Annotated in this window: 16 protein-coding genes, 1 pseudogene and 1 other annotated feature; of the genes and pseudogenes, 6 read left to right on the top strand and 11 right to left on the bottom strand. The window is 38.2% G+C overall.

All coding sequences use genetic code 11. From position 1 onward, the window contains the following. The first annotated feature begins 18 nt into the window (after positions 1-18). The gene (locus MY533_RS16980) at positions 19-498 is read left to right on the top strand and encodes a GAF domain-containing protein (protein ID WP_132357220.1); all 480 of its coding nucleotides are present in this window, start codon (positions 19-21) and stop codon (positions 496-498) included. A 74-nt stretch (positions 499-572) separates the two neighbouring features. Here MY533_RS16980 and MY533_RS16985 read toward each other — a convergent pair whose 3' ends face one another. Further along, positions 573-2453 carry a sensor domain-containing diguanylate cyclase gene (locus MY533_RS16985; RefSeq protein WP_248716895.1) on the bottom strand — a complete coding sequence of 627 codons (1881 nt, stop codon included), beginning with the start codon at positions 2451-2453 and terminating at the stop codon, positions 573-575. A 462-nt stretch (positions 2454-2915) separates the two neighbouring features. Here MY533_RS16985 and rpsD point away from each other — a divergent pair, with 462 nt between their 5' ends. Then, on the top strand, positions 2916-3518 hold the full coding sequence (gene rpsD / locus MY533_RS16990) for a 30S ribosomal protein S4 (RefSeq protein WP_142508770.1): 603 nt from the start codon (positions 2916-2918) through the stop codon (positions 3516-3518). A gap of 96 nt (positions 3519-3614) precedes the next feature. Here the strand turns inward: rpsD and MY533_RS16995 are convergent. From MY533_RS16995 to MY533_RS17005, 3 genes and pseudogenes are all read right to left on the bottom strand, one after another. Then, positions 3615-4463 (bottom strand): annotated as a pseudogene (locus MY533_RS16995) (alpha/beta fold hydrolase). Positions 4464-4650: 187 nt separating this feature from the next. Then, complete coding sequence (locus MY533_RS17000) at positions 4651-5514, bottom strand: CPBP family intramembrane glutamic endopeptidase (protein WP_248716896.1); 864 nt, start codon at positions 5512-5514, stop codon at positions 4651-4653. A gap of 3 nt (positions 5515-5517) precedes the next feature. Next, positions 5518-6105 carry a TetR/AcrR family transcriptional regulator gene (locus MY533_RS17005; RefSeq protein ID WP_248716897.1) on the bottom strand — a complete coding sequence of 196 codons (588 nt, stop codon included), beginning with the start codon at positions 6103-6105 and terminating at the stop codon, positions 5518-5520. 807 nt (positions 6106-6912) lie between these two features. Between MY533_RS17005 and MY533_RS17010 the strand changes: the two genes are divergently transcribed. Then, entirely contained in the window at positions 6913-8118 is a 1206-nt protein-coding gene (locus tag MY533_RS17010; RefSeq protein ID WP_248716898.1) for an iron-containing alcohol dehydrogenase, read from the top strand. Positions 8119-8236: 118 nt separating this feature from the next. After that, positions 8237-9046, top strand: coding sequence for a cobalamin-binding protein (locus MY533_RS17015; RefSeq protein WP_248716899.1), 810 nt, complete (start codon positions 8237-8239; stop codon positions 9044-9046). Between the two features lie 190 nt (positions 9047-9236). On the opposite strand, the gene tyrS is transcribed toward MY533_RS17015, so the two are convergent. Continuing rightward, positions 9237-10505, bottom strand: coding sequence for a tyrosine--tRNA ligase (tyrS, locus tag MY533_RS17020; RefSeq protein WP_248716900.1), 1269 nt, complete (start codon positions 10503-10505; stop codon positions 9237-9239). 83 nt (positions 10506-10588) lie between these two features. Continuing rightward, positions 10589-10792 (bottom strand) — a binding site (T-box leader). Between the two features lie 102 nt (positions 10793-10894). Here tyrS and MY533_RS17025 point away from each other — a divergent pair. Further along, on the top strand, positions 10895-14020 hold the full coding sequence (locus MY533_RS17025; protein WP_248716901.1) for a transglycosylase domain-containing protein: 3126 nt from the start codon (positions 10895-10897) through the stop codon (positions 14018-14020). A 96-nt stretch (positions 14021-14116) separates the two neighbouring features. After that, on the top strand, positions 14117-14998 hold the full coding sequence (locus tag MY533_RS17030; protein ID WP_248716902.1) for an NAD-dependent epimerase/dehydratase family protein: 882 nt from the start codon (positions 14117-14119) through the stop codon (positions 14996-14998). A 307-nt stretch (positions 14999-15305) separates the two neighbouring features. Here MY533_RS17030 and MY533_RS17035 read toward each other — a convergent pair whose 3' ends face one another. From MY533_RS17035 to acsA, 6 genes are all read right to left on the bottom strand, one after another. Beyond that, a complete protein-coding gene (locus MY533_RS17035) occupies positions 15306-16436 on the bottom strand; it encodes an acetylornithine transaminase (protein WP_248716903.1) in 1131 nt (376 codons plus the stop codon). A 139-nt stretch (positions 16437-16575) separates the two neighbouring features. Continuing rightward, on the bottom strand, positions 16576-17346 hold the full coding sequence (gene argB / locus MY533_RS17040) for an acetylglutamate kinase (RefSeq protein ID WP_248716904.1): 771 nt from the start codon (positions 17344-17346) through the stop codon (positions 16576-16578). Continuing rightward, complete coding sequence (gene argJ / locus MY533_RS17045; RefSeq protein WP_248716905.1) at positions 17309-18541, bottom strand: bifunctional glutamate N-acetyltransferase/amino-acid acetyltransferase ArgJ; 1233 nt, start codon at positions 18539-18541, stop codon at positions 17309-17311. Before argJ ends, argB begins: the two co-directional genes overlap by 38 nt. Positions 18542-18591: 50 nt before the next feature. Next, the gene (gene argC / locus MY533_RS17050; RefSeq protein WP_248716906.1) at positions 18592-19626 is read right to left on the bottom strand and encodes an N-acetyl-gamma-glutamyl-phosphate reductase; all 1035 of its coding nucleotides are present in this window, start codon (positions 19624-19626) and stop codon (positions 18592-18594) included. 85 nt (positions 19627-19711) lie between these two features. Further along, complete coding sequence (locus MY533_RS17055; protein WP_248716907.1) at positions 19712-20017, bottom strand: hypothetical protein; 306 nt, start codon at positions 20015-20017, stop codon at positions 19712-19714. Positions 20018-20574: 557 nt separating this feature from the next. Continuing rightward, a complete protein-coding gene (acsA, locus tag MY533_RS17060; protein ID WP_371873269.1) occupies positions 20575-22302 on the bottom strand; it encodes an acetate--CoA ligase in 1728 nt (575 codons plus the stop codon). Positions 22303-22315: the final 13 nt, after the last annotated feature.

A 22315-nucleotide genomic window follows, 5' to 3' on the forward strand; every position in this document is an offset into this window, starting at 1 on the left:
TTCAAACGAGGTGCTATTATGTTTACACAAATTAATTATGAAGGACCCATTGCCGAGCAATATAATACATTAGCCAAACAGTTAGATGCCTTACTTACGGGAGAAAGCGATCGCATTGCTAATTTAAGCAACGCCTCTGCTTTACTAAATCAATTCCTACCAAACATTAACTGGGTTGGTTTTTATGTATTACAGGGGGATGAACTTGTATTAGGGCCATTCCAAGGCTTACCTGCCTGCGTCAGAATACCAATTGGACGCGGAGTTTGTGGAACAGCTGTAGACAAAGCAGAAACAATAGTAGTAAAAGACGTACATGACTTTCCTGGACATATTGCCTGTGATGCTGCATCCCAATCCGAAATTGTTATTCCCTTAATAAAAGAAGAACAGGTCATCGGTGTTCTTGATATCGATAGTCCAATCGTAAACCGCTTTTCAAAGGAAGATCAAGAAGGGTTAGAGATATTCGTTAAAACCTTACTTCTCCATTTATAAAAAATACCCTGAAATGATGTATTGTCATTTCAGGGCATTTCAGCACATAAGGCTGACGTTTTCTTTATTTCACATTATAAATTGTTTTGATAAGATCGATCATGAACACAAAATCGATTTTTGCCACTGTTTTTCGCTTCATATAGCGCTGTATCTGCATGGAGGAAAACAGACTGAAAAGCTGGATGGTACTGTTCGTCCCATGTTATGAGACCTGCTGAAATAGTCACCTGAGGATCTGTTGTATTTGGAATTTTTGCAACGATTGTGGCTGCTAATTCGATTGCTTCTTTTTCATCAATATTTGGGATATACACAGACATTTCTTCTCCACCCCAGCGTGCACAGATGCCACGAGCTCCAATCGTTTCTTTTAACTGGACCGCAATTTGCATAAGAATCTTATCACCAATTTGGTGACCATACGTATCATTAATACGTTTGAAATTATCAATATCAATAAGTAAAAACATCCCTGATTGATCATTTTTAAGGGATCTTTCTACATACTGATCTAAATAACTTCTTGCATATAATTTTGTTAAATGGTCCAAATCTACCATTTCTTGAAGTTGATTACGTAGTATAGAGTTTGCAATTGCTAAAGAAGAGTGATGGATTAATGATTGCATTAATTTAAAGCTATCAAATGAAAAGAAATATGGCTCCTTGTGTAACACAATACTAAAGCCGTTAATTTTTTCTTCCATTAAAATCGGGATTGCCATAATTGAACGATATTCAATTTGATTAGGGGTTAATCGACTGAAATCGGCAATAAATAGTGGATCGTTAGTATGTTCGAAATGATGTTCAACATGTTTGATATATGTTTGACCCTTCTCTGCATTGAATAAGGCTGTACTAGCATCCGTCACTTTAAAGGTATCATTATGTTTAAAAGCGAAACAAACTTCCATAGGTTGAAAAGATTTCATTAACTGTTTTTGAAGGAAAAGTAACATTTCATTTATGTCAATCCTCATATTTAAACGATGCGATGTTTCATTGATGAGTTGTAAATCACTTACAAGGCGATGTGATTGATGATATAATTTCGCATTTTCTAGCGCATTTCCAGATGTTTGTGCTAGCATTCGTACAAAATCTTTTTCAGTCGTTGAAAAAAGATATGTTGTAGGTGCACTTACTTGTAAAATACCATAAATTGCTTGTCTTCCTTTTATAGGGGCGTTTAATAATCGACAATTCAAATCGCTTGCTAGCTCCGTCGTCAACTCTCCTGAGACAAAAGCCTCAATTGTCGCTGGTCTTTCAGATAAGTAATCAAATAGCTTAATATCGATCGTCGTATGGCGGTCTTGATCATTCGATAGTATAAGCTCCACATTAAACTCTGGAAAATTATCCTTAATATTTTTCAAGACATTTTCTAAAATTAAATCAATATCCATAGTGGAATGAAATAAATCTGTCATATTGTACAATTTTCTATATTGATCTTCATTCACTTTTACTTGAAGATTTTCTCTAATTATCTGAAAGAACTTCGTGAGCGTTTCAATAAACTCTTCCCCATAATCTGAAGCCATAAAGTCTGTCCAGGCATCGGTTGCCTCAACGAGTAGCACACCAATTGGATTTTTACCATCTGCTTGGAAAAGCACCATATCTGTCATCATCATATATGCTTCTTTTTCTTTTAATATATAAGGGACTTTCACCAACTTCTGTTGATAAAAGTTAGCTTCAATCATTAACCATGACACAGCATTTAGTTTTGTTTCAATTGTTAAAGTAGCCATTTCTTCAACAGGTATTAAAGAATTGCCTTCAAAACCAAGAAATGCCATTTTCACAATTCCAAAGCGCTTCTTTAGACACTGTTCTAATGAGCAAAAATACTCATTAAAACCGGCTTGTTCCTTAGAACTCACCCAAATGCTCAAAACATCTGATTTTATATATTTTAGCGTTTGTAAATGGTCTGTCATGAAATCACCTTTTCTATATAACGTCCAAATCAATACTATTAACTTATAATATAGTATACATAATTTGTGTCATTTTGACTATGTTATTCTATTTTACTTTTACATTTCACATTCCACACTGTACCATTAACTACTCTTGTGTTCAGAAATATGTATAAAGAGGAAATTTATACTATTACCTTTTTTCGAAAATAGTTAGTCTAATAATTGACGTCTATGTAATAAGCCGTTACAATGGAGTTTGTGTAAAATAAACGCAGCAGTGGTATAAGCTTATTACTGTATTTTATTCCTCTATTCTATTTAGTATAACTAAACAGATTCTAAACAAATAGATGGTGTATTGCGTAACCTAAAGGCTGCATAGGCGAAAATACATGAAAATAAAATGCGTATAAGAATGGGTACTACTGGTTTTTGTTTTACAACAAAAAAACCAAATTTAAAGGAGGAGACAACAATATGTCTCGTTATACAGGTCCATCTTGGAAATTATCACGTCGTCTTGGTATCTCACTAAGCGGTACAGGTAAAGAAATCGAAAAACGCCCTTACGCACCAGGTCAACACGGTCCAAACCAACGTAAAAAATTATCAGAATACGGTTTACAACTTCAAGAAAAACAAAAACTTCGTCACATGTACGGCATGAACGAACGTCAATTCCGTACTCTATTTGACCGCGCTGGTAAAATGAAAGGTGTACACGGTGAAAACTTCATGATCCTTCTTGAAACTCGCCTTGACAACCTAGTTTACCGTTTAGGTTTATCTCGTACTCGTCGTGGATCTCGTCAATTAGTAAACCACGGCCACATCTTAGTAGATGGCAAACGCGTTGATATTCCTTCATACAGCGTAAAACCAGGTCAAACGATTTCTCTTCGTGAAAAATCTCAAAACCTTGCTGTAGTAGCAGAAGCAATCGAAGTAAACAACTTCGTACCTGACTACTTAACATTTGATGCTGACAAAAAAGAAGGTACATTCACTCGTCTTCCAGAGCGTTCTGAATTATCAGCTGAAATCAACGAAGCATTCATCGTAGAGTATTACTCTCGTTAATTAAATTGCTCTGCAAAGAGTAGTTTAGAAAACCCTAGAAAGCCTTTTACATTAAGGTTCTCTAGGGTTTTTGCTTTTTATCGACGATGCTAAATATTATGGTTGCTCCTTTATAAACAACTTATATTCATCCACAAATCTCTCTGATTCCTCCAAGAACGGATAATGGTTACTTTTTTCAAAAATAACTAATTTTGAGTTCGTTATTTTATCATGCATTTCAATAGAATATATTACAGGACACTGTACATCATATCTACCACACATTATTAAAGTTGGCGTTACTATAAATCCTAACTTTTTCGACACATCATATACTTGCAATTCTCGACTAAAAAAGTTCAAACGAATTGCAGATATTTCCTTACTTATACTTAGAGAAAAAAGTTCATCATATTTATCAGGCTCAAATAAAGATAGCTTCGTCCTTTAAGCTTTTAGTTTATTTCTTTTTTCTGTTAGTAAATCTGGGCGTTTTAAGATTTCAATCAGTTCTTGCATTCTGTTGAATTTAGGGTGTTCGGGATTATAAATACAATCTTTTGAAAATGTCATATATTCTCTTGCAGCTGCTCCGACAATTACATTGAAATCTAGGCTATTTGAAAAATATATTCCGTAAATTATTCCTAATATACCTCCAGTTGAATGCCCCGCAAATCCCCATTTAACAAATCCTAATTTTTCACGTATAGCTTCTAAATCGAATATCGATTCCAACATACTCAGTTGATAAGGCTCTACTGCTTTTTCTGAATGTCCTGCCTCTCTTAAATTTACTAAAAATACTTTGTTTGTTTTTGTAAATGTCTCCGCAAAATAATCTCCTGTCCGATTAAATACAGAGTAATGATGGGTCATACAAAGTGGTTTCCCTTCTCCCTTGATAAATATTTCAAAGGTCCCACGTGATGTATTAAGTAATTCCTTTTCCCAATATCCCACTGTTATCTCCCTTTCTTATTAAACTATCCTGCACCTGCATCGTTAGTTTAATAATACTCAAATTGAACCAAACTGGAAATTTTTATCTGGTTCCACCATTTCAACAGCTCTGAGTGAAAACGTAGTTCTAACGTAGTGGTAGCAACAATAATTACTATAGACGAAATTGATTCGGTGCCAAAAAAATTCAAATTTTCACGATAACAGCCGTAGTTGATTTTGATACAATTTCCCTCTCCAGCTTTTTTCGTTTAGTTCGCAATAAAAGCCCTACCATTAGGTAAAGAATTGTAGTAATAATGCCAGCCGTTGGGGAAACAAGGAATTCTTTCCCTTGGGCAATTTTAATATAGCCATCAAGAATAAGCGGATTTACAAGTGCATCTTCTGTCGTATGCATAAGGACAAGTGGCCATATACTTTTCGTCATTAAATAAATTTCTGTATACATTACTGTCCAGCAAATCATCGTCACTATACCTATTAACGCAAATAGCCATCTATCTACAGGAAGTACACTGAAGATATCACTTTCTGATAGGAACACTAAAAAGTACGGAATATGCCACGCTCCCCAAACACCACCAACAATACAATATAACCGAAAATCACTTACTTTTAACGTTAAAAGTTTACTTGTCAAATACCCTCTCCAAACGGATTCCTCAAAAAAGTTTTTAATAAACTGAATCAGTAAACCACCAACGAAAACCGAAACTAGTGCATCTAAATTAAAATCCGAAAAATCCATCCAGCCAAATAGATAGCTTACTAACAAAACTATAGAAGTGACGCTAGGATAGGTTAGGAGAGAGACAATATACCATTTTATGTTACCTTTCAAATTAGGGAATAAGCCAATATCTCGCCAACCATCTCCCGCAAAGGCACGTAATAGTATAGTTGTCAGCAGCGGAAACACTAGCCAAATGCCCATTCCAAGCGTGTCACCTCTAGGCTGTTCAGGGATGAAGCGATCTACAAAAACACCAAGCCAACCACATAGCAAAACAACAACTATAAAAATTATTAAGTTGCGTTTTGTTTTCATTTTTCAATCCACCTCCCTGTTTTCAAGGATTGAAATAACCCACATCGTATTTGGACAAGGAGTTTCAGGATGCAGCGCAATGTATTGAGCGATTCCTTGAATAGAACACCAAAATGCTACGGCAAGGGCTTCAGCATTACCCTGTTTAATTTCACCTAGCATTTGCCCTTTCTCTATTAATGGAACACTCTTTCTTATTACTTTATCTGCCTCCATGAGCATTTCTTTTAAATCTTCCGACAAGGAATCAAGATGTTGTGCATTTTCCATTAGGACAAACATTTTTGCTGCAGACGGGTTTGTACGAATCATGTCAAACAACTCCTCAGCAGCGGCTGTAAAAATAGCTAATGGGGATTCATTCGTAAAACTAAAATCCATTTGAATCCTTTCACACCCTATACGAATAAGCTCTTCATAAAGCCTTTCCTTAGAGTCAAAATAATGAAAAAGCAACCCCATGCTCATATTAGCAGCTTTAGCAATATCAGCAACTTTCGTTTCACCATATCCCTTCCGAATAAACAAATCTAATGCAGATTGTAAAATCAATGCCCTTCGTTGTTCTTTTTGTTCATGTCTAATTGACATCACCCCCACCCCTTATTGAATATACTTTCATTGAAATAGTATTCAATAAAATGGCAATTATTCCTGCAAAGTGCCCAGAAAATAAAAACTTTAATAAGATTAATTAATATAGACCAATGAAAAAGGAATTCTTTTATCTTTACGGAAGTCTAAATAGGAAAGATTAAAAATTCAAAGGAGGAAATATTGGGGTTTCTGAACTTACTGTGCTATGATTTTTTCCCTAGAAAAGCATTAAAGCGTCCAATTAAGCTATTTGGTTCGGTTATAAGCAGGAGGTATATCTTTTAATAATCACAGCGGTTATCCTCCTATCAGTTCAGATTCAACGGCAATTTTCTATATGGCACATTATTCGGTAACTCTCGCATTATGGATTTCCTTAAACAATTTAAAAAGGAGGATCAAATAATTTTATATATTCCTGTAAATTATGACGATTTTATGTACTTTAAAATAGTAATTACACAATAAAAAACAACTTAATCACTACTATTACAGTAAAAACAAATTATCAATTATTTACTATTCTATTCTCCTTTAAAATAGAACACATTTCCAAAAAATATATTTTATTTTCATAGAAAAACAATTTTCGATCCTTTTTAAAATTAACACTTCTAGGCAATTCAACCTTCTGTCACCTCAAAATAAAGATAACTTTTTTGTAAAATAATAACACAATTAAAATTAACAATTTTAATAAAAATACGAGTTGAACTTTTACAAATAATAGAATACTATGAATTTCGAAAGGTGGTTCGCCATCATTCAAGCAATAACAATTTTTTTAAAGGGGTTGGAAATATGTCAGACGTTCTAAAGCAATTTGTTATGCCGAAAACAAACTTATTTGGACCTGGAGCAATTCAAGAAGTTGGTAAACGCTTAAATGATTTAGAAGTGAAAAAGACATTAATCGTAACAGATGAGGGCTTACACAAACTAGGTCTCTCTGAACAAATTGCTAACATCATTATAGCTGCTGGAATTGATGTAGCAATTTTCCCGAAAGCAGAACCAAATCCAACAGATCAAAACATTGAAGATGGGATTACAGTGTATCACGCTGAAAACTGTGACTCGATCGTTTCTCTTGGAGGAGGTAGCGCACACGATGCAGCGAAAGGTATCGGACTTATTGCTTCGAATGGTGGACGCATTCATGATTACGAGGGCGTTGACAAATCACAAAACCCATTAGTGCCATTAATCGCTATTAACACAACTGCTGGTACAGCAAGTGAAATGACTCGCTTCACGATTATCACGGATACAGCTCGTAAAGTGAAGATGGCTATTGTGGACAAACATGTTACACCACTACTATCAATTAATGACCCAGAGCTAATGATTGGCTTACCTCCTGCTCTAACAGCGGCAACCGGTTTAGATGCATTAACACATGCAATCGAATCATTTGTATCGACAAACGCAACACCAATTACTGACGCTTGCGCTGAAAAGGTACTTCAGTTAGTTCCTGAATATTTACCACGTGCCTACGCAAACGGTGCTGATTTAGAAGCACGTGAACAAATGGTTTACGCACAATTTTTAGCAGGCATGGCGTTTAATAACGCTTCACTTGGCTACGTACATGCAATTGCTCATCAATTAGGCGGCTTCTATAATCTACCACATGGTGTATGTAATGCTATTTTATTGCCTCATGTTTGCCGCTTTAACTTAACAGCACGTACTGAGCGTTTTGCAAAAATTGCTGAATTGTTAGGTGAAAACGTTGAAGGATTAAGTAAACGTGATGCTGCGGAGAAGGCAATTGTAGCAATCGAAAAACTTTCTAGCGATTTGAACATTCCAAGTGGCTTCCGCGAACTAGGTGCGAAGGATGAGGATATTGAAATCTTAGCGAAAAATGCAATGTTAGATGTATGTGCTGCAACAAACCCACGTAAAGCTATTTTAGAAGACATTAAACAAATTATTACAAATGCGATGGGCCCTGTAGCGAAAGAAGAAGAATCACTCGAAGCTATCGCACTTTCTTAATAAGTAATCAGAAGGTATGTCTCTTGGCATGCCTTTTTTTATTGAGAAAAACATTCTGTCATTGTATGTGATTCCAACACTAGCTATACTTTTCTTAAAAAGAATTGGAGATAAGAAGATGCGTTTAATATCAATTTGTCCTAGTAATACCGAGCTTGTTGCTTATTTAGGCCTGACTGATCAGCTTGTTGGAGTCGATGATTTTTCGGATTGGCCATTATCAGTTAAAAACTTACCTCAGCTTGGCCCAGATTTATCAATCGATATGGATGCATTAGAGGCGTTGCAGCCTGATCTTGTACTCGCATCCTTAAGTGTCCCTGGAATGGAAAAAAATATTGAAGCGTTACAAGCTAGAAATATTCCCCATATTGTTTTTAATGCTAATTCATTAGAGGAAATCGCACAGGATCTCCATACTTTAGGTAAAGCCTGTGGAGCGGAAGGACGTGCACAAGAAATTTCTGAGGAATATTTACAATGTATCGATTGTCTTCGCACAGTTGCTCAAACGATTCCTAAAAAACCAACCCTCTATTGGGAGTGGTGGCCAAACCCTATCTTTACACCAGGTAACATAAATTGGCTAACTGAAATAAGTGCCATTGCTGGTGGGCAAAATCTGTTTCAAGATGTAGAACTAGCAAGCGTGCAAACTGATTGGACTGATGTTGTAAGGCGCGACCCAGACTATATTATGATGGCTTGGGTAGGGGTTGCATTTGAGCGGATTCAACCGGCTAATTTATTAAAGCGTGCACAAGTGCAGGAGCTTCAAGCCGTTAAAATGAAACGGCTTCACGTAATGGAGGAATGGCTTTATTGTCGCCCATCACCACGCCTCATAGAGGGTGCATTAAAGCTAGCGAATATGCTCCACCCCGAAGAATATAAGCACGTAAAGCTTCCTAGTTTTTTAGATAGCTAAAAGAAATAATCAAGGAGGTCTTTGTTAATATTGTTCACTTTAAATAGAGTGTTTTCCGTTCCAGGCTACCCGCTTTGGCTCATCTGACGCCCCAGGAAAGCACCGGAAATCACCCCCTCGTTTTGCAGAAGAGCCACATAAAGAAACATCCCCTCAAATTTCGAGGGGATGTTTGACATGTTTGTTCGAATTAAACAAACTTCACCATATGGTATTTTTTCTTGCCGCGACGAACAATACTGAATGCATCTTCTAAACGATCTTTGCCGTCGATTACATATTCTAATGCAGTGACTTTTTCACCATTCACGCTAATCGCACCATTTGTTACGTCTTCACGAGCTTGACGTTTGGAAGGTGAAATACCCGCTTCCACTAATAATTCCACAATGTTTTTATCTTCTTTAGTCAATTCAATAGAAGGAACATCTTTAAACGCATCCTTCATTTCATCAGCAGAAAGTGCTTTTAAGTCTCCAGAGAATAAAGCAGCTGTAATGCGGATTGCTTGGTCTAAAGCTTCTTGACCATGAATTAAGCGAGTCATTTCTTCGGCTAGTGCTTTTTGCGCCTTACGTAAATGTGGTTCCTCTTCTACAGATACTGCTAAAGCTTCAATTTCTTCACGAGAAAGGAATGTGAAGATTTTTAAGTATTTTACAACGTCAGCATCTGCAGCATTAATCCAGAATTGGTAGAACTCGTATGGAGAAGTTTTCTTACTATCTAACCATACAGCACCACCTGCTGTTTTACCAAATTTCGTACCGTCTGCTTTTGTTACTAAAGGAATTGTTATACCAAAAGCTTTCGTTTCTTCCTCATGTGTTTTACGAATAACTTCTAAACCTGTTGTAATATTCCCCCACTGGTCAGAGCCACCTACTTGAATACGACAGTTGTAATGATTGTATAAATGATTGTAATCAATACCTTGAATTAAAGTATACGCAAACTCAGTAAATGAAATCCCTGTATCAAGGCGTGATGCAATCGTATCCTTAGCTAACATGTAATTCACGTTAATTAATTTCCCATAATCACGTAAAAACTCAATCGTATTTATATTGCCAATCCAGTCACGGTTATTCACTAATTGTGCACCATTACCATCTTCTGCAAAGTCAAAAATACGCTCTAATTGACTACGGATACCTTGAACATTTTTATCAATTTGCTCAACAGTTTGTAATTGGCGTTCTTCCGAGCGACCAGATGGATCGCCAATCATACCAGTCGCACCACCTACTAATAAAATCGGACGGTGCCCTGCTTTTTGGAATCGACGTAGCGTTAAAAGAGGCACAATATGCCCAATGTGCATAGAATCCGCAGTTGGATCAACACCACAGTATAAAGAAACAGATTGATCATCTAATAATTTTTTCATACCTTCAGCATCAGTTTGTTGGTATAACAATCCGCGCCATTCTAAGTCTTGTAATAATTCGTTCGTCATTTTTATTCCTCCTAAGTGTTTAATATGTTGTGTAGGGAGAATTATTTTAGAAACAAAAAAGTCCCTACACGCAAAACATTGCATGCAGGGACGTTAATAACTAACGCGGTACCACCCGGCTTGAAGATGTCATCCATCTTCCTCTTCATTCAACCGCCTTTATCGCAGGCGCGCACGTCTAAGCTCCAAGCACGTAATTCGTCTCTACATTATGACCAGCTTTCACCAACCGCTGGCTCTCTAAACAGGGAATATAGACACTACTGCAAGCTCTTCATCACTAGAAAACTATAAGCATTATTCTATACGATTCTTTTTCATTGTCAATAACTATGTTCGACCTAAATCAATATGTGCTATAATAGACAAGATTTTAGGAGGTCGATACATTGAAAGATTGGATTGAGAAAATCAATGCAAAGATCGATGAATTAATTCAACAAAAATGGATGAAGAAATTACGTATTTCAGGAAGTGTTACCTGGAACTTATTTTTACTATTTTTAGTCTTTGCATTGGTAGGTACTGTATTTGCCGGGTCAGTTGGCGCTGGCTATTTTGCGTCACTTGTAAAAGAAGAGCCACTACGCTCAAAGCAAGAATTACGAAATGAAATTTTCAACTACGATTCAACGAGTGAGATTTATTTTGCCAATGATATTTATATCGGAAAATTACGTACAGATTTAGACCGTCGGGCAACAACATTAAACAATATCGCACCTGATGTTATTAATGCGGTATTAGCGACAGAGGACGAGTATTTCCGTGAACATAACGGAATAGTTCCGAAAGCTGTCATCCGCGGGCTACTTCAAGACGTCACAAACTCTTCCACTCAAACTGGTGGTTCTACACTAACACAACAACTTATAAAAAACCAAGTATTAACAAACGAAGTATCTTATGAGCGAAAAGCAAAAGAACTTTTACTTGCTATGCGTTTAGAGCACTTTATGAAAAAGGAAGAAATTTTAGAGGCCTATTTAAACATAATTCCTTACGGTCGTAACTCTTCCGGTCGAAACATTGCAGGGGTTGAAACAGCTGCTGAAGGTATTTTCAATGTAAAAGCAAAGGATTTAACGCTTCCTCAAGCAGCGTATATAGCTGGAATTCCTCAAGCACCTTTTACTTACACACCTTTTACGAATACGGGTGCACTTAAAAGTAAAGAAGCTCTTCAACAGGGTATTGACCGTATGAAAACTGTACTTTATCGCATGAAAGACGCAGGTTACATTAACGAAGCTCAATATAAAGAAGCACTCGCTTATGATATTACCGCTGACTTCCGTTCACCAGAGATGCGCACAGAGGATCGCTACCCATGGCTAACATATGAGCTCGAAAGTCGCGCGACAGAAATTATTGCTGAAAAACTAGCGGTAGCAGATGGTATTGATCCAGAACGCTTAAAAAATGAAAAAAAATTAAAAGATAAGTATACGATCCTAGCAGATCGTGATGTCCGTTCAAAAGGTTATCGCATCTATTCAACTATAAATAAGGATATGTACGATGCGATGCAAAAAGCAGCGGAAAACTTCAAAAATTACGGTCATACATACACCGTTAAAGACAAGGATCCTGCAACAGGTGAAGCAGTGGAAACTGAAATGCCCGTACAGGTCGGCAGTATTTTAATTGAAAATAATACTGGACGTATTTTAAGCTTTGTCGGTGGTCGTGACTTTGAATTAAAAAATTATAATTATGCTACACAGGCAAAACGCTCAAATGGCTCAACAATGAAGCCATTACTCGTATATGCACCTGCAATAGAATACGGTGTAATCGGTGCAGGTAGCCCATTAGTCGACGTAAAATTCTCTGTTGGCAGTTGGAGTCCGAGCAACTATATTAGTAACGATGAACGAGGACTTATACCTGCACGTGAAGCTTTAGCTAGTTCACAAAACTTATCTGCTTTACGTCTATATTATGATATTCTTAACAGACGTCCTGCCGATTATTTAGTAAAAATGGGGATCTCAACTTTACAACCTGATGACTTTACAAACCTTGCAGCTGGGATTGGGGGAGTAAAGGATGGTATTACAGTTGAAGAGAACACCAATGCCTATGCAACATTCGCAAACGGCGGTCAATTCATTGACGCTTATATGATTGATAGAATTGAAGACCAAAATGGAAATATCATATATAAACATGAAGTTAAACCTGAACAAGTGTTTAGTCCTGAAACTTCTTATATCGTTACAGATATGTTACGAGATGTGTTAACACAAGGAACAGGTACAGTTGCAAGAAATTCACTTAAATTCTCTGCTGACTTTGCTGCTAAGACAGGTACTTCGCAAAATTATAAAGACGTTTGGCTAGTTGGCTATAACCCGAATGTTTCTCTTGGTGTATGGATGGGTTATGATAACAATCAATCACTGTATACATTTAATAATACGTATCAACAGCCTAGTGTGCGAATTAACAAGCTATGGGGATCATTAATGAATTCTGTGTATGATGTCGATCCACAATTAATCTCCCCTAAAACTAGATTTAAGCAACCGAAAAACGTTGTCACTGCATCATTCTGTGGTATTTCTGGTTTAGCGCCATCAGCAGCATGTGCTAATGCTGGTCTCGTACGCTCTGATTTGTTTAACGCGAAAGTATTTTTACCTTCGCAGCCAGATGATAGCTTAGCTTCCTCAAAGGTTGTGACGATTAAAGGTAAAACGTATAATGCACTCCCTAACACACCACCAGAATTTGTAAAACCAGGTGGCGCAGGTATTAATCAAGCATTTATTAAACGAATGTTAGGCAGACTTGGCGGTAACCCAGCAAGCCTATTACCAAAAAATTCGACATTATCGAATTCATCGGTATCAGCTGTTGATTTCCCAGCAGATCACAATTCGCCAGCAGCAGTAACCGCTTCAGTTAATGGCAATACATTATCTTGGACTGGCTCTTCAAATGATGTTGTCGGTTATCGAATATATAAAGTAACAAACGGTGGTAAAACACTTGTCGGATCAGTGCTTGAGTCATCACAAAGTATGACAGTAGCAAGTGGTCAAGCCTATGTTGTTGTCGCTGTCGATATTACAGGTTTAACTTCAGCGCAATCTAATGTCGTTTCTACTGGTGGTAGTGCGAATGAAAACCAGCCTGAAAAAGACAAGGAAGAAAAAGATCCCTCAACGACCCCACCTACTAACGGTAATGACCCGAACCAAAATGGAAACGGTTCGGAAAATGGCAATGGGTCAGATGGTAGTAACAGCAACGGCTCAAACAACGGCAACAGCTCGAATAACGGCAATGGTTCTGGAAATACCGGAAACGGCTCGAATAACGGCAGTGGTTCCGGAAATAACGGAAACGGCTCAAATAACGGCAGTGGTTCCGGAAATAACGGCAATGGCTCAAATAACGGGAATGGTTCCGGAAACACCGGGAATGGCTCAAATAACGGGAATGGCTCTAACGGAGGAGACAACGGAAAACCAACTCCACCGACTAATCCACCAACTACCCAATAATCATCTTACACGGCATACTACAATTAAAAGTAATTGTAGTATGCCTGTTTTTTTGCCATTATAAAGGGGACTACTAATTTGAAGGGGTGGAAATAATTGAACATTTTAGTTTTAGGAGGCACTCGTTTTTTTGGTAAAAAGCTTGTTGAACTCTTTATTCAAAACGGTCATAGCGTAACTATTTTAACACGCGGACAAAGCGGGAATCCTTTTGGCACAAAGGTGAAGCAGCTAATCGTTAATCGAGATGATGCCGATTCGTTGTCACAGGCACTATCCAATACAACATGGGATATTGTCTATGATAATATTTGCTATTCTCCTAACGAAGCTCATAAAATATGTGAAATTTTAGAAAGTAAAACGAAAAAGTTCGTTTTTACATCTACTCTATCAACCTACGAAATAGACGGCATTGTCAAAACAGAAGAAGATTTTAATCCATATGATTATGAAGTTCGGATGGGGAACCGTGAAGATTTTTCATATGGAGAGGGTAAGCGTCAAGCAGAGGCAGTACTTTTCAAAGAAGCCACATTCCCTGTTGTCGCTGTACGTTTTCCGATTGTTATGGGGGAGAACGACTATACACGCCGTTTACATTTTCATGTTGAACGAGTTTTACAGGAACAGCCTATTTCATTACCAAATATCGAAGCAAAGATGAGCTTTATTACGGATGACGAAGCAGCTGCATTTTTATATTTTGCTGGCATTACACCAATTGAAGGACCTTATAATGCCACAGCTGCAGGTGCCATTTCGTTAAAGGATTTGCTCGGGCTTATTGAAGAAACGACTGGAAAGTCTGCAAAAATTTCTCTGGTAGGTAACGATGAAATGTCGCAGTCACCATATGGCGTTCCGGCAGATTGGTATATGTCTACTACAAAGGCAGAAGCTGCAGGCTTTACATTTAGTCACCTTCATGATTGGCTCCCTACTCTAGTGAAAACTTTAGTAAAAGAGCTACAATAGGATTTTACTAAACTACCCAAAAAGTTGCAGATGCCATTTTTTATAACGTATTCTGATTGGAGTGAGAGGCCGGGCGACCCCTTGGGGATTAGCTGAGACTTTGGAGTATGAAGCGCCCGAAGAAGCGTTGCTCTGTGCGAAAGCGTAGTGTAACGTAGCGGTAGCCACAACAAAGCGCCCAGCCAAAACGGAAATCAACCTCATGTTATGATGTTAAGTCTTTTTTGATAAGCATTAAAACAATCTGCTAGATTTCTTACAAAGAAAGTCTAGCAGATTCATTTTTATCGTTTTAATAGTCCAGATACTATAACAGTATCGTTTTTAAAATCGCAATTGCCTCATCTATTTCCTCTTTTGAAACGGTCAATGGTGGTAGTAGACGAATAACATTTGGTCCCGCCCCTACTAATAATAAGCCATTTTCCTCTGCTGCAGCTATATACGAGGCTACCTCAGTATCGCCACAACCAATGCCAAGAAGTAAGCCTTGGCCTTGTACCGTATATGTAGACGGTAGATTCACCTTCAACTGCTTAACAAAATACGAAGATCGCTCCTGCACATTTTGTAAAAAAGCTGGCTCAAAAACATGATTAAGCACGGTTTCAGCAACACTCATCGCAAGTGGGTTTCCACCGAATGTTGTCCCATGTGTGCCAGGACTAAATGTATCAAATAGCTCGGCTGTTCCTAGCATTCCACCAACCGGGAATCCTCCACCTAGCCCTTTTGCCAATGTCACGATATTTGGCTTTAAAATCGTTTGTTCATAGGCATATCTTGTACCTGTTCGTCCAATACCTGTTTGAACTTCATCGATTATTAGTAATATTCCTTTGTCGTCACAGGCTTTAGCGATTGCTGCAGCAAATTCTGGTGATACACTATTAACTCCGCCCTCACCTTGAATCATTTCAAGCATAATTGCTGCCACAGAATCGTCAATCGTTGATTCAAGTGCTGCCACATCATTAAAAGGAAGAATCGTAAATTTTTCAACAAGCGGTCCGAAGCCATTATGTACACTGTCCTGACCTGTTGCGGACATCGCTCCAAAAGTTCGCCCATGAAAGGATTTTTCAAAAGTAATAATATGATTTTTTCCGGTATGCTTGCGTGCGAGTTTGATGGCCGCTTCATTTGCTTCCGCCCCACTATTACAGAAAAATGCATAAGAAAAGTGTGTATCTGCTATTAATTTTTGTGCAACCTTTTCCTGACCAGGAATATCAAATAAATTAGAAATATGCCAAAGTTTTTTACTTTGATCATGAATAGCCTTCACGATTGCAGGATGTGCATGACCAAGACTTACTACAGCGATTCCACTTGTAAAATCTAAATATTTTTTCCCAGCCGAATCTTCTACAACAGTTCCTTGCCCTTTGACAATTTGGGCGCGGCGCTTGCCATAGTTTCCAAATAAAGCACTCATTTTATCAACTCCTACTAAGTTTGCTATAACAATCATTTTTTCTAAACAACTATATTGCTCCTTTTATACCACCTATCTATAAAGAAGAATGACTGTTACTGGTGAGGATGAAGGGGAACTTTACTTATTCGGGTTTTCTTCAACTCCCGGATAAAATCGTCGTACCCACTAAGGATTCTCCAACAATTTGCACGGATGGAATACCTGCACTTAAGCATTCGATAGCTCCTTGAACTTTAGGTATCATCCCACCATAGATATGCCCCTCCTCAATCCATTGATTGATAGAGGAGCGTGTTGCTTTCGGTTGATATTCATCATTAATTCGAATACCACTTACATCCGTTACTAGTAATAGGCTATCCGCATCTATCGCTAATGCTATTTCACTTGCTATCGTATCTCCATTAATATTTAATGCCTGACCATGTTCATCTGATCCCACGCAAGCAATAACCGGTACAACCCCGGCTCTCATTATTGCTTCTAGCAAAGATGTATTGATGGCTTTCACTTCACCAACAAAACCGTATACATCTTTATCAAGAAAATCTGCTAAAATTAACTGACCATCAAAGCCGTTTAATCCAATAGCAGCAATGCCAGAAGTTGTTAATTCATGAACAAGCGCAGGATTGACCTTCCCTATTAACGTTGACTGTACAATATCCATTGCAGCTTTGCTCGTGACACGAATACCATTTAATGCATATGATTCTATTCCGCGCACCGCTAGTTCACGGTTAATGGCTGGACCACCACCATGGGTAATAATAAGCTCTATGCCGCTTTCTTGGAGTTTTTTAAAATTCTCAAAAAACAACTCATTTAAGCCATCTAACGTACTTCCACCAAGCTTAATGACCATTCGTTTACGAGCGGTATGAGGCATTGATTTGAACGTAGTCATAAGTGAGATCACATCCCCAAGCATGCCCTTTGCCTTCCCCAATACCAAGAGACACATAAATTTTCACTTCATGCATTTTTAAAATTTGAATTAACTCATCTTCCGAAAATGGCACTGGTTCACCATTTTCAACCATCGTTACACCGCCAATTTGAATCGTAATTTTTTCAGGATCAACCGTTGCACCACTATAACCTACAGCGGCAATAATACGTCCCCAGTTTGCATCACAGCCAAATACAGCCGTTTTCACAAGTGGTGAACCAACTACTGTTTTAGCAATTTTACGTCCTTCTTCATCCGAAAATGCCCCTTCAACTTCAACCTCAATCAGCTTCGTAGCACCCTCACCATCTTTAGCAATCATTTTCGCTAAGTCCTCAGCTACTGTTTTCAATGTATAGTAGAAGTTTTGCCAATCTGGATGGTCAGGAGTTAAAGCAGCGTTTCCTGCTAAGCCGTTTGCCATGACAACTACTGTGTCATTTGTAGATGTATCCCCATCCACTGTAATTGCATTAAACGTCATATTTGTTATATCAGCTAATGTAGCCTGTAGAACATCTGATTCAATATTTGCATCTGTCGTAATAAAACCTAGCATTGTTGCCATATTCGGTTCAATCATACCTGACCCTTTTGCTACGCCAGCGATAATAATCTCTTTATCATCAACAATAGTACTGTAACTTGTGTTTTTCATAACCGTATCTGTTGTCATAATCGCTTGTGCAAAATCAATAGCACTTTCTAAATTATCCTTTGGCTCTAACTGGTTAATCCCATTTGCCAATGGCTCCATATTCATCATTTCACCGATGACACCAGTTGAGCAAACACCCACTAAATTTGCCCCAATACCTAGCTTTTCTGCTATGAGGGCCTGCATTGTTTGGGCGTCTTTTACACCTTGCTTTCCTGTACATGCATTAGCATTTCCTGAGTTGACAATCATCGCCTGCATTTTCTTCGTTGTGTACACAACCTCTTTCGTTACTTTTAATGGTGCTGCCTGTACAGCGTTCGTTGTAAAGACACCTGCTACACTTGCGGGTACTTTACTAACTAACACAGCTAAATCTTTTTTCTTATGCTTTAAACCACAATGTAAACCTGCAGCTTTAAAGCCCTTTGGTGAAACAATATTTTTACTCGATAATTTTTTCATAATACTTGTGGATGCTACTAATGTCATAAAATCTCCCCCTTAGTTAATCAATTTCACAAAAATTCACTCCAAATAAGTTACAAAAAGAACGGCACCACATCTAATCCTGTCGTTTGTGGTAAATCAAATTGAACGTTCATATTTTGAATGGCTTGCCCTGCAGCACCTTTGACTAAATTATCGATGACCCCAACAATTGTGGCAAGATTCGTACGGCTATCAACCTTCACCAAAATGTCGCAATAGTTCGAACCTTTTACACAGTTTGTTCCCAGACTATTTACATCTGTAACGATCCGTACAAACGGATGCTTTTCATACGCATGCTGTAAACAAGCTACTAGCTGATGCTCTGTAACACCAGACATAACAGGTGCATAAGAAGTAGATAAAATCCCTCTAGTCATTGGCACTAAATGCGTATTAAAAGAAATAGTTGTATTAACCCCTGCAAACATTGAAATGGCCTGCTCGATTTCCGGTATATGCTGATGTGTATTCATTTTATAGATTGAAAAGTTTTCGTTTACCTCACTAAAATGCGTTGTTTGCGATGGTTTATTTCCAGCCCCTGAAATCCCACTTTTCGCATCAATCACTAAAAAGCTTGAATCAATCAATCGTTCTTTTAGCAATGGTAACAACGAAAGTAAAACTGCTGTTGGATAACATCCTGGATTTGCGATAAGAGAAGCATGTTGAATATTTTCTGCATTCCATTCAGTTAAACCATAAACACTTTGTTGAATGAATTTTAATGGCGCCGCTTTTTTACCGTACCATGCTTCATAGCATGCTGGATCTTGTAAACGGAAATCACCAGACAAGTCTATTAATTTAGGACCTTTCCCCACCAATGGCGGTAATAGCTCACTTGTTACTCCTGAAGGTGTACTTGTAAAAACAACATCAAATTCCTCCAAAGTCCTATAATCAATTTTTTGTAAAGGTGTATCGGCAATATGGACGAGATGACCAAACTTAGAAGAAAAAATGACGCCTTCTTCTGAAGATGTGAATAAATCGATCCGTTCCACCGCTTTATGATTATGTAAAAATCGAATAAGCTCTAATCCACCATATCCGGTTGCACCAACAATCCCTACTTTCAATGCACTCACCTCTGAATTAAGTTAAAATTAGTATACGTCTGCATATTTATTAAGTCAACTGAATTTTTATTTATTTATTTAATTTTCATAAACTTCTTTCAATGAATGATTTTAACAAAGTTTTGATAACCATATTCCTTCCGTCGCTCTGGCCCTTCTTTCCGTCGCTTCGCCTTTTCCTTCCGTCGCTCTGGCTCTTCTTTCCGTCGCTTCGCCTCTTCCTTCCGTCGCTCGGATTTCTTTCCGTCACTTCGCCTCTTCTTTCCGTCGCTCGGATTTCTTTCCGTCGCTCAGATTTCTTTCCGTCGCTTTGCCTCTTCCTTCCGTCGCTCGGATTTCTTTCCGTCGCTCCGCCTCTTCCTTCCATTGCTCTGGCTCTACTTTCCGTCACTTCGCCTCTTCCTTCCGTCGCTCCGGCTCTTCTTTCCGCCGCTTCGACTCTTCTTTCCGTTGCTCGGATTTCCTTCCGTCGCTCTGGCCCTACTTTCCGTCACTTTGACTCTTCCTTCCGTCGCTCGGATTTCTTTCCGTCACTTCGCCTCTTCCTTCCGTCGCTCGGATTTCTTTCCGCCGCTTCGCCTAAAAACTATTCTTAAAGAAGATCCTCAAGCAGATATTTTACAAATTGATCAATTAATCTATATAAAAGCATCCGATCAAGAATCTCTAAAAAAGGGTGATTTTATAAAAGAAGACAAAATTGGAGAAATAAAAAAACGACGACATCCACTCTATTTTTCAAAGATTTTTATGCTACTAAACTGCCATTTGGATCTGAAATTTTCGCTACAAATGATCATGACATTTACACGATTATTGTCGAAATAGTTGGTAAGCAAACAGTATATACGGCGCTAGTAGAGGGCTAATGCTCCCCCACATATAACTGGCAGTAAAAAAACAAAGCAGGAATTTTTCGTCAACCGAACAAATTCCTGCTTCTTATAATTAATCTTCCATCGTAGATAAATCACCAGTTGGTAAATTTAACTCCCACGCCTTTAACACACGACGCATAATCTTACCACTGCGTGTTTTTGGTAGCTTATCCTTAAATTCAATTTCACGTGGTGCTGCATGTGCAGATAAACCTTTCTTAACAAAATTACGAATATCCTCTATCAATGTATCTGAAGGTTCAACACCTTCACGTAATGATACAAAAGCTTTAATAATTTCACCTCGGACAGGATCTGGCTTTCCAATCACCCCTGCCTCTACTATATCGGGGTGCTCTAGGAGCTTACTTTCTACCTCGAAAGGACCTACCCGCTCACCAGCTGTCATAATCACATCATCAACACGCCCCTGGAACCAGAAGTAACCATCATCATCCATATAGGCAGAGTCCCCAGACACATACCATTCACCTTTTAAGAAATAGGATTCATAACGCTCTGGATTTCCCCAAATTTGACGCATCATTGCAGGCCAACCACGTCGAATGGCTAAATTTCCCATTGTAAAAGGTGGTACTTCATTACCAGCATCATCAACAATTGTCGCATGAACACCTGGTAATGGTTTACCCATTGAGCCCGGCTTAATATCCATAGAAGGATAGTTACAAATCATATGCGCACCGGTTTCTGTCATCCACCATGTATCATGTATACGGTGACCTAGCTCATCAGTCCCCCAACGAATTACCTCTGGATTTAACGGCTCACCAACAGATAAAATATGGCGTACCGAAGATAGATCATAATTCTCAAGCATACCACTACCAGCACCCATTAACATTCTGAAAGCAGTTGGTGCACTATACCAAACTGTTACACTATAATCTTCAATAGCTTGGTACCAAGCTTGTGGTGAAAATCTTCCACCAACAATTAGCATTGTGACACCATTTAACCATGGACCAAAAATGCCATATGCTGTACCTGTCACCCATCCTGGATCGGCCGTACACCAGTAAATATCGTCCTCACGCAAATCTAATACCCATTGTGTAGATTGATATTGTTGAAGCATTGCATTATGAACATGCAATACGCCCTTTGGAGCTCCAGTTGATCCAGAAGTATAATGAAGAATCATACCGTCCTCTCTGTCCACCCATTCAATATCAAATTGACAAGGTGCTTCTTTCAAGCGTCTATTGAAATCTAAAATTTGTGGTGTTTCCTCTACATCAGATCCTACTAAAAAGACGTGCTGTAAATGCGGTAGCTTCGCTAAAGGTACACGTTCAAGTAACTCTGGTGTTGTCACTAATACTTTAGCTTCGCTATCTACAAGTCTGTCATAAACTGCACCTTCCATAAATGCCTCGAATAGTGGACCTACAATTACACCCATTTTCAATGCGCCTAATAAAGAAAAATAAAGCTCAGGTGAACGCGGCATAAAAATAAATAATCGATCACCTTTTTCTAAATTTGTTGCTGCTTTAAAAACATTGGCTGCTTTATTCGTCAGCTTTTTCATTTCATTGAAAGAATAAGTCTCTTTACGCTTTCCATCATTAAAATAAAGTGCAACTTTGTTTTTTCGATGCGTTTTTGTATGACGATCAATTGCCTCATAGGCCATATTTACAAGCCCTGTTTCATACCAACTAAATCCCTTTTCTGTCTCTTTCCAATCATGAGTTGCCGCAGCTTTCTCATAATCAAGTAAATTATATTGCCCAGGTAAAGCATTCAACTTCTCCAACATTTTCATCCCCATGAAAATACCCCTC

This window comes from Lysinibacillus sp. Ag94, assembly GCF_023242215.1.
GTDB lineage: Bacteria > Bacillota > Bacilli > Bacillales_A > Planococcaceae > Lysinibacillus.